The following is a 9,544-nucleotide window of genomic DNA, read 5'->3' as shown; positions in this document are numbered from 1 at the left end:
GGATCTGGCCGCGCAGGCTCATCGTGCAGGTGACGCCGGCCGACGTCGATACCCGTGCCCGCGAGTTGGCCCTCGAGTGGGCGCCCGCTCCCGATCCCGCCGATCCGGAGTCGGAGGTGGTGCCGGTGGCCGAGCGGCCCGACCTGAACGAGATGACCCTGACCACCGGCGCTGACGGCCGTACGACCGCCACCCTCGATCTGGATGCGTTGTCTGGGGAGGAGCTGCATCAGGCGCTGGATCCGCTGTGTCGGCCGGTGCCGCTGCCGGATGGGTCGCGGGACCTGCGGACGGTGACTCAGCGGCGGGCTGAGGCGTTCGGGCAGATCGTGCGCGGCTACCTGACCGGCCGTGACCGACCGACCGCCTCGGGCGGGGTGTTGCCGCACGTGACGCTGATCGTCCCCACCCACACCGAGACCGCCCGCACCGAGACCGCCCGCACGGAGACCACCCGCACCCAGGCCGCCGGGCCCGCGCCGAGTCCGTCTGCGGGCGCGTCGCCGGTGGCTTCTCTCGGGTTCGCCGGGCCGGTCTCGCCGGCCACGGTGGGGTTGGTGGTGTGTGAGGCGGCGATGCGGCGGGTGGTGCTCGATGGGGAGTCGGCGCCGTTGGATGTGGGCCGCGAGCACCGTCTGGTGACGGTGGCTTTGCGTAAGGCGCTCGAGGCGCGTGATCGGGGGTGTGCGTTCCCCGGGTGCGGGCGGCCGGTGTCGTGGACCGATGCGCATCACTGCGTGCCCTGGTCGGAGGGTGGTGAGACGGCGGTCGACAACTGTGTGCTCCTGTGCCGGATGCACCACACCGTCGTCCATCACACGGGGTGGGAGGTGTTCATCGGCCACGACCGGCATCCCTGGTTCCGGCCACCGGCCGACACGTCGCGTCCGGTGGTTTCGCGGGAACCGATCCGCTCCAACGCCCGCCGCACGATGACCACCGCACCCACCGCCGCCGCGTAACGGTGCGCAGTCGGCCGTGGCCAGGTGCCCCGGTTAGACGAAGTCCGACGGTCGGTACGGCACCGAGTCGCTAATGTGTTCGTCGATGTGGATGCCGCGACCGAACATGGGGAAGGCCCGCTGCGCGCACACCGGCCGAGGACAGACCTTGCAGCCTGCGCCGATCGGCACAGTCATACGGTGATCGGTCAGGTCGATCCCGGTCGCGTAGACGAGTTCGTCGGCATGAGCGAGATCGCAGCCGAGGCCGATCGCGAAGTCCGACGGTGTCGCGAGATGACCGCCGGGGCCGGCGTCGACGGTCCGCGCCAGCCAGAAGTAGCTGCGGCCGTCGGGCATCTGCGAAACCTGCGTGTGAACCCGGCCGGGCACCGTGAAAGCGTCGTGGACCACCCACAGCGGACAGCTTCCGCCGACACGGGAGAAGTGGAATGCGGTCGCCGACTGCCGTTTCGAGATGTTCCCGGCCTTGTCGACGCGGACGAATATGAACGGGACGCCGCGGTCGCCGGGGCGCTGCAGCGTCGACAGCCGGTGGCAGACCGTTTCGAATCCGACCTCGAAGCGTCGACTCAGGAGATCGATGTCATATCCCGAGGTGCGTGCCGCGGAGGCGAACTCGGTATAGGGAAGGACCAGCGCCCCGGCGAAGTAGTTCGCCAGCCCTACCCGCGCGACCGGGATCGATGCCGAGTCGAGAGCCTCGGCGGAGGCGACCAGACCATCGATCACCTCCCGCTGGGACAGCAGCGCCAGCTGTGTGGCCAATTGGAAGGCGCGTTGGCCCGCCGTCAATCGGCGCGCCAGTACGAGGGTGGCCGCTGCCTCGTCGTAGACCCGCTTCGGGCTGGACGTCTCACCTGCGGCCGAGATCACCACTCGGATCCCGAAGCGACTGTCGAGCAACCCCGCCAGTTGGAGGTCGAGGCCGCCGACCGACAGTCCGGCCTCGGAGAACAGCTGCTCGGCGGCCAGATCGAGCTCAGCGACGTAGTTGCGGCGATCGTAGAAGTAGTCACGGACCTGCTCGAACGGCGTGACTCGGGACTCGCTGTCGCCGGCATCGGTGCGCAGCGTCTCCAACTCGGCGGTCGCCGCCGCGAGACGTCGATGCATGCCGACGAGCGCATTGCCGATCCCGGGCATTCGCGCCACCAGTTCGGCGACCTCCGATCGACTGATCGCCTCGCCCTGCTCGAGGATCACCTCTGCCAACTCGGCGGTCAGGCGGGCATCCCCGGACGCGGCGAAGTAGTCAGGTGACAGGTCGAAGGCTGCCGTGATCGTCAACAGCACGGGAACGGTGATCGGTCGCTGGTCGTTCTCGAGCTGATTGACGTAGGTCGTCGACAGTTCGAGCCGTCGGGCCAGCGCTGCCTGTGACAGTCCGGCCTCCTCTCGCAGGCGACGCAGCCGCGCACCCACGTATGTCTTCGCCATAGCGGTGACTCTAGCCCCCGTCGCGTCCGCAACTTACGCAGGAATGGCTTTCGGTATCCACAGAAATACGCATTGTCCAGGGCTTTCGGATGGCCTGAACTGCTGCGTACGGTGCAAACATGATCAACCACGAAGTTCGTACCCGGCGCAGCGTCGAAGAGTTCCCGATCACCGATCACCTCGCATACAAGATCGCTCAGGTCGCAGTCGACCCCGTCGCCGTCCCCGCCGACACTGCCGAGATGATCGTCAATCGCATCATCGACAACGCTGCAGTCAGCGTCGCCTCAGTGGCCCGTCGGCCGGTCACGACGGCGCGCCGGCAGGCTCAGACTCGGCCCCTGGTCGGCGGCTCGACGGTCTTCGGGGTCAGCGGTGCGTACGCGCCCGAGTGGGCCGCGTGGGCCAACGGGGTCGCCGTCCGTGAGCTCGACTACCACGACACCTTCCTGGCCGCCGACTACTCCCACCCCGGCGACAACATTCCTGCGCTCGTCGCCGTCGCACAGCGTGTCGGTGCCGGCGGCGCCGACCTCATCCGCGGTCTGGCCACGGCCTACGAGATCCAGATCGACCTCGTCCGGGGCATGTGCCTGCACGAGCACAAGATCGACCACGTCGCGCATCTGGGCCCGTCGGCAGCGGCCGGACTCGGCACCATGCTCGGCCTCGACGTCGACACCATCTACCAGGCGGTGGGACAGGCGCTGCACTTGACGACCGCGACTCGCCAATCCCGCAAGGGCGCCATCTCCAGTTGGAAGGCGTATGCGCCTGCACACGCGGGAAAGATCGCCGTGGAGGCCGTCGACCGTGCAATGCGCGGGGAAGGCGCACCGGCCCCGATCTGGGAGGGCGAGGACGGCTTCATCGCCTGGATGCTCGGTGGTTCGGAGGCCCGGTACACGATTCCACTCCCGGGTCCGGGCGAGGCGAAGCGCGCGATCCTGGACAGCTACACGAAAGAACACTCGGCCGAGTACCAGAGCCAAGCGCCCATCGATCTCGCGCGTCGCATGCGCGAGCGCATCGGCGATCTGTCACAGATCGCGTCGATCGTGCTGCACACCAGCCACCACACCCACTATGTGATCGGCACCGGCTCGAACGATCCGCAGAAGTTCGATCCCACCGCCAGCCGCGAGACGCTCGACCATTCGGTCATGTATATCTTCGCCGTCGCCCTGCAGGACGGGGACTGGGATCATGAGCGTTCGTACGCCCCCGAGCGGGCCGCCCGTCCCGACACCGTGGAGCTGTGGCGCAAGATCTCGACCGTCGAGGACCCGGAGTGGACCCGCCGTTACCACTCGACTGATCCTGACGAGAAGGCCTTCGGTGCCCGCGCCGTCATCACTCTCGTCAGTGGCGAGGTGATCGAGGACGAGCTCGCCGTCGCCGACGCGCATCCGCTCGGCGCGCGACCCTTCGCCCGCGCACAGTACCTGGACAAGTTCGCGCGCATGGCCGAAGGTGTGGTGAATCCCGTCGAGCAGGAGCGGTTCACCACCGCCGCCTGCAACCTGGCGGAGTTGCCTGCCGGTGGACTGGATGCGCTGAACGTGCGCGTCTTGGACACCGTTCTGGTTGCGGCGCCGGAGACCGGAAAGGGCATTCTTTGACATGGCCGAGTCCACTCACACGGTGTTCTCCTCGGCGCTCAGCGACGCAGACAAGCGTCAGGGCCTGCGATCCGCACTGAACTCAGGAGATCTGCAGCGGTGGCCGGGCGCCTTCTCTCCGCTGGTCGCCAAGATCGTCGCCAACGCAGGATTCGAGGGTGTGTACGTCTCGGGAGCCGCATTGTCGGCAGATCTCGGCCTGCCCGACATCGGTCTGACCACGTTGACCGAGGTCGCTGCACGTGGCGGTGTCATCGCCCGTGCCACCGACCTGCCCACCCTGATCGACGTCGACACCGGTTTCGGTGAGCCGATGAGCGCCGCGCGCACCGTTGCGGTCCTGGAGGATGCCGGCCTGGCCGGTTGTCACCTGGAAGATCAGGTGAACCCCAAACGGTGCGGGCACCTCGACGGCAAGGAAGTGGTCTCGGTCGAGGACATGGTGCGCCGGTTGGCCGCCGCCGTCGGAGCCCGCCGCGACGAGAACTTCATCGTCTGCGCCCGCACCGATGCACGCGGCGTCGAGGGTCTTGACGCGGCGATCGACCGCGCGAAAGCCTACGTCGACGCCGGCGCCGACCTCATCTTCACCGAAGCGCTCGCCGACGCCGCGGAGTTCGAACGCTTCCGCAAGGAGGTCGACGCCCCGCTGTTGGCCAATATGACGGAGTTCGGCAAATCGGAGCTGCTCACTGCGTCGCAACTGGCCGACCTCGGCTACAACGCGGTGATCTATCCGGTCACCACGTTGCGTCTGGCGATGGGGGCGGTGGAGGCCGGTCTGGCTGAGATCGCCGCCGCGGGAACCCAGTCCGGACTGCTGGACCGAATGCAGCATCGGTCCCGACTGTACGAGTTCCTGCGCTACGCCGATTACAACGCCTTCGACACCCAGCTGTTCACCTACACCCGACCGGGGGACCCGATATTATGACCGGAACCGAGACCGCCACCGATACCGTCTACAAGGGGCTGACCGGAGTCGTCGTCGACACCACCTCGATCTCGAAGGTGGTGCCGGAGACCAACTCGCTGACCTACCGGGGTTACCCGGTGCAGGAGCTGGCGCAGCGCTGCTCCATGGAGCAGGTCGCCTACCTGCTGTGGTACGGCGAATTGCCCGACGACCGACAGCTCGAGCAGTTCACCCAGCGCGAGCGCGCCGCCCGCCGGCTGGATCGTTCGGCGCTGGCCGTCCTCGCCCGCACCCCGGAGACGTGCCATCCGATGGACGTCGTCCGCACCACGATCAGCTATCTGGGCACCGAGGACCCCGATGAAGATCTCACCGCCACGGCGTCGCTGCTGGAGAAGTCCCAGCGCATGTTCGCGGTGCTGCCGACGATCGTCGCTGCCGACCTGCGCCGGCGTCGCGGCCTCGAGCCGATCGCGCCGCATCACGGCCTCGGCTACGCGGAGAACTTCCTGGCCATGTGCTTCGGCGAGGTCCCCGATTCGGCGGTGGTGCGCGCCTTCGAGAAGTCGATGGTGCTTTACGCCGAGCACAGCTTCAACGCCTCCACCTTCGCCGCGCGGGTGGTCACCTCGACCGGTTCGGACATCTACAGTGCGGTGACCGCCGCGATCGGCGCACTCAAGGGGCCGCTGCACGGCGGCGCCAACGAGGCGGTCATGCACGACATGATCGAGATCGACAGACCCGAACGCGCCCGCGCCTGGCTCGATGCCAAGCTCACCGCCAAGGAGAAGGTGATGGGCTTCGGCCACCGCGTCTACAAGCGAGGGGACTCGCGGGTGCCGACGATGTACGAAGCCCTGTGCGAGATCTCCGAGCATCTCGGGCAGCCCAAGTGGCTGGCGATCTACCGGGAACTCGAGGACGAGATGGTCTCGCGCACCGGTATCCGCCCGAACCTGGACTTCCCGACCGGCCCGGCCTATCACCTCATGGGCTTCGACATCCCGATGTTCACACCGCTGTTCGTGATGAGCCGCATCACCGGATGGACGGCGCACATCATCGAGCAGACCGAGTCGAACGCCCTGATCCGCCCACTGTCGGCGTACTCCGGCCCCCAGCAGCGGGCGGTGCCGGCATGAGCAACCGCCGCCCGACCGCCCCGGACAGAAAGGTCCTCGTCGCCAATCGCGGTGAGATCGCCGTCCGCGCCTTCCGCGCCGCGCGCGACCTCGGCCTCGGGACCGTCGCGGTGTTCCCGCACGAGGATCGGGGCAGCGTCCACCGGTTCAAAGCCGATGAGGCATACCAGATCGGTGCCCCCGGCCACCCTGTGAAGGCATACCTGTCGGTTGCGGAGATCGTCGGTGCCGCACTGCGATCCGGGGCCGACACGGTGTACCCCGGGTACGGCTTCCTGTCGGAGAATGCGGATCTGGCCCGCGCATGTGACGAGAACGGTCTCACCTTCGTCGGGCCAACGGCGGCGGTGCTCGATCTGACCGGCGACAAGAAGGCATCGGTGCAGGCCGCCCGCGACGCCGGGCTGCCGGTGCTGACCGGATCGGCGCCGTCGGCCGACCCGGTTGCGCTCGTCGACGCGGCCGGCGCCATGACCTTCCCGGTCTTCGTCAAGGCGATCGCCGGCGGTGGCGGGCGGGGGATGCGTCGGGTCGAGCGGATCGAAGACCTGCTCGATGCGGCCACTGCCGCAAGCCGGGAGGCCGAGGCCGCCTTCGGCGATCCGACGGTGTTCCTCGAACAGGCGGTGATCGAACCGCGACACATCGAGGTGCAGATCCTCGCCGATACGCACGGCAACGTGATTCACCTGTACGAACGCGACTGCAGTCTGCAGCGTCGTCACCAGAAGGTCGTCGAGATCGCACCGGCGTTCGGTCTCGACCCGATGGTCCGCGAGCAGATCTGCCGCGATGCGGTCACCTTCGCCGAGCACATCGGCTACACCTGCGCGGGCACCGTCGAGTTCTTGCTCGATCAGCGCGGACAGCACTACTTCATCGAGATGAACCCGCGGATTCAGGTGGAGCACACGGTCACCGAAGAAGTGGTCGATGTCGATCTGGTCTCGGCGCAACTGCAGATCGCGGCCGGCGCGACGCTGGCCGACCTGGGGTTGCGCCAGGATGCGATTGCGGTACGCGGCGCCGCCCTGCAGTGCCGCATCACCACGGAGGATCCGGCCGACGGCTTCCGCCCGCAGACCGGCCGCGTGCGCGACTACCGTGCTCCCGGCGGGGCAGGCGTACGGCTCGACGGCGCCGCCGCCCTCGGCAGCGAGGTGACCGGCCACTTCGACTCGATGCTGGTCAAGCTCACCTGTCGCGGCCGGGACTTCCCCACGGCGGCGGCCCGCGCCCGGCGCGCGTTGGCCGAGTTCTCGATTCGCGGCGTCACCACCAACATCGGGTTTCTGCGCGCGGTCCTGGAGGATCCGGACTTCCTCGCGGGCGGCACGACCACGTCGTTCATCGAGAACCATCCCGAACTCCTGTCGGGTCGGATGCACGGCGACGACGTCGGCAGGCTCCTCGGCTACCTGGGCGAGGTGACCGTCAACCGGCCACACGGCGATGCGCCGACGACGGTGCGCCCGTCGTCGAAGCTGCCTGTGGTGTCGGCTGAGTTGCTGGCGAAACCACCGGCCGGGTCGCGGCAGCGGCTGCTGGCACTGGGACCGGAAGGGTTCGCCCGTTCGCTGCGCGAGCAGAAGGCGGTCGCGATCACTGACACCACCTTCCGCGATGCGCACCAGTCGCTGCTGGCCACCCGCCTGCGAACCAGCGCGATGGAAACCGTCGCCCGGCACACGGCAGCCCTGACCCCGCAGCTGTGGTCGGTGGAGTGCTGGGGCGGCGCGACCTACGATGTCGCGCTGCGCTTCCTCCACGAGGACCCGTGGGAGCGGTTGGAACGTCTCCGCGAAGGTCTGCCGAACATCTGCCTGCAGATGTTGCTGCGCGGTGCCAACACCGTCGGCTACACCCCGTATCCGGACGCGGTCTGTCGTGGCTTCGTCGCCGAGGCCGCCGCGACCGGCATCGACGTCTTCCGCATCTTCGACGCCCTCAACAGCGTCGATGCGATGCGGCCGGCGATCGACGCGGTTCGCGAGACCGGCACCGTGGTCGCCGAGGTCGCCCTGAGCTACAGCGGCGACCTGTCCGACCCGGCCGAGGACCTGTACACCCTCGACTACTATCTGCGGCTCGCCGAGCGAGTCGTCGACGCGGGCGCCCATGTCCTGGCGATCAAGGACATGGCGGGACTGCTGCGGCCGCGCGCCGCGACGGCACTGGTCGGCGCCCTGCGTCGAGAGTTCGACCTGCCGATCCACGTCCACACCCATGACACCGCAGGCGGCCAGGTCGCCACATACCTGGCGGCGGTCGCTGCGGGCGCCGATGCGGTGGACGCCGCCGGCGCGCCGCTGTCGGGGACCACCAGCCAGCCCTCACTGTCGGCGGTGGTCGCGGCGCTCGAGCACGGCGAGCACGACACCGGGCTCGACCTGGGGTCGGTGTGCGCGCTGGAACCGTTCTGGGACGCGGTGCGGCGGGTGTACGCCCCGTTCGAATCGGGGGTCGGGGCGGCCACCGGTCGGGTCTACGACCATGAGATCCCGGGTGGCCAACTGTCGAATCTGCGTCAGCAGGCCATCTCACTGGGGGTGGGGCACCGGTTCGAGGAAGTCGAGCAGGCGTACGCGGACGCCGACGCATTGCTGGGACGCCCGATCAAGGTGACGCCGACGTCGAAGGTGGTCGGCGATCTGGCGTTGTCGCTGGTGGCGCAGCAGGCCACCGCGGCGGAGTTCGCGGCCGATCCGGCCGCTCATGATGTGCCCGACTCGGTGATCGGCTTCCTGTCCGGTGACCTCGGGGTCCCCGCCGCCGGCTGGCCGGAGCCGCTGCGGACCCGGGTGCTCGCCGGTCGCACGCACACGCCTCCCCGGATGAGCCTGTCCGCGGCGGATCGCGAGATCCTCGAGGATCCGGGGTTGCAGCGACGACGGGCACTGGATCGACTGCTGTTCCCCGGACCGGCGGCGGAGTTCGCCGACCACCGCGCCGCCTACGGCGACACCTCCCGACTGTCGGCGACCGAGTTCTTCTACGGCCTGCGGCCCGGCGAAGAGCATCGGATCCGGCTGGGGCCGGGAACCGAGATGCTCGTCGGGCTCGAGGCCGTCGGCGAACCAGACGAACTGGGCCGACGGACCGTACTGTTCTCGGTCAACGGCAGCCTGCGGCCGATCCTGGTGCAGGACCGATCGGTAGAACCCTCGTCGTCGACGGCCGAGCGTGCCGATCGGAGTGATCCGCGGCAGATCGGTGCCCCGTTCGCCGGTGTCGTCACGATCACCGTCGCCGTGGGCGACACGATCGCGGCAGGGTCGGCGATCGGTACGATCGAGGCGATGAAGATGGAGGCGGCGATCACCGCGCCGGTCGGCGGCATCGTCAACCGCGTCGCCGTCGCCTCGGTCGCCGAAGTCGCGCCCGGAGATCTGCTCGTCGAACTCGGGTGACGCCCTTCGGGCAACGCTCCCGCGGTACCGGGTGGGAGCTTGACCGGAA

The 9,544-nt window shown here is 68.6% G+C and carries 6 protein-coding genes; 5 read left to right on the top strand and 1 reads right to left on the bottom strand.

All coding sequences use genetic code 11. The features are described 5' to 3' along the window. On the top strand, window positions 1-962 hold a 962-nt coding region (locus AAFO60_RS08700), incomplete at its 5' end, for an HNH endonuclease signature motif containing protein (protein WP_347955782.1). 33 nt (window positions 963-995) lie between these two features. Here the strand turns inward: AAFO60_RS08700 and AAFO60_RS08695 are convergent. Further along, a complete protein-coding gene (locus tag AAFO60_RS08695) occupies window positions 996-2,402 on the bottom strand; it encodes a short-chain fatty acyl-CoA regulator family protein (RefSeq protein WP_347955781.1) in 1,407 nt (468 codons plus the stop codon). A gap of 119 nt (window positions 2,403-2,521) precedes the next feature. Between AAFO60_RS08695 and prpD the strand changes: the two genes are divergently transcribed. From prpD to AAFO60_RS08675, 4 genes are read left to right on the top strand one after another with little or no spacing between them, the layout of a single operon-like run. Continuing rightward, window positions 2,522-4,024 (top strand): 2-methylcitrate dehydratase PrpD, encoded by a 1,503-nt coding sequence (gene prpD / locus AAFO60_RS08690; protein WP_347955780.1) that lies wholly within the window; start codon window positions 2,522-2,524, stop codon window positions 4,022-4,024. Between the two features lies 1 nt (window position 4,025). Beyond that, window positions 4,026-4,958 carry a methylisocitrate lyase gene (prpB, locus tag AAFO60_RS08685; protein WP_347955779.1) on the top strand — a complete coding sequence of 311 codons (933 nt, stop codon included), beginning with the start codon at window positions 4,026-4,028 and terminating at the stop codon, window positions 4,956-4,958. After that, window positions 4,955-6,085 carry a bifunctional 2-methylcitrate synthase/citrate synthase gene (locus AAFO60_RS08680; protein WP_347955778.1) on the top strand — a complete coding sequence of 377 codons (1,131 nt, stop codon included), beginning with the start codon at window positions 4,955-4,957 and terminating at the stop codon, window positions 6,083-6,085. Before prpB ends, AAFO60_RS08680 begins: the two co-directional genes overlap by 4 nt. After that, window positions 6,082-9,495 carry a pyruvate carboxylase gene (locus tag AAFO60_RS08675; protein WP_347955777.1) on the top strand — a complete coding sequence of 1,138 codons (3,414 nt, stop codon included), beginning with the start codon at window positions 6,082-6,084 and terminating at the stop codon, window positions 9,493-9,495. Before AAFO60_RS08680 ends, AAFO60_RS08675 begins: the two co-directional genes overlap by 4 nt. Window positions 9,496-9,544: the final 49 nt, after the last annotated feature.

It is taken from the genome of Gordonia aichiensis (assembly GCF_039946255.1).
GTDB classification, from domain to species: Bacteria; Actinomycetota; Actinomycetes; order Mycobacteriales; family Mycobacteriaceae; genus Gordonia; species Gordonia aichiensis_A.
This window is presented reverse-complemented; position numbering and strand designations above follow the sequence as displayed.

What these genes read in the sequence shown, in the direction of transcription:
- prpD (WP_347955780.1), top strand. Translation starts at nt 2,522, where the DNA reads ATGATCAACCACGAAGTTCGTACCCGGCGCAGCGTCGAAGAGTTCCCG.
- AAFO60_RS08680 (WP_347955778.1), top strand. Translation starts at nt 4,955, where the DNA reads ATGACCGGAACCGAGACCGCCACCGATACCGTCTACAAGGGGCTGACC.
- AAFO60_RS08695 (WP_347955781.1), bottom strand. Translation starts at nt 2,402, where the DNA reads ATGGCGAAGACATACGTGGGTGCGCGGCTGCGTCGCCTGCGAGAGGAG.
- prpB (WP_347955779.1), top strand. Translation starts at nt 4,026, where the DNA reads ATGGCCGAGTCCACTCACACGGTGTTCTCCTCGGCGCTCAGCGACGCA.
- AAFO60_RS08675 (WP_347955777.1), top strand. Translation starts at nt 6,082, where the DNA reads ATGAGCAACCGCCGCCCGACCGCCCCGGACAGAAAGGTCCTCGTCGCC.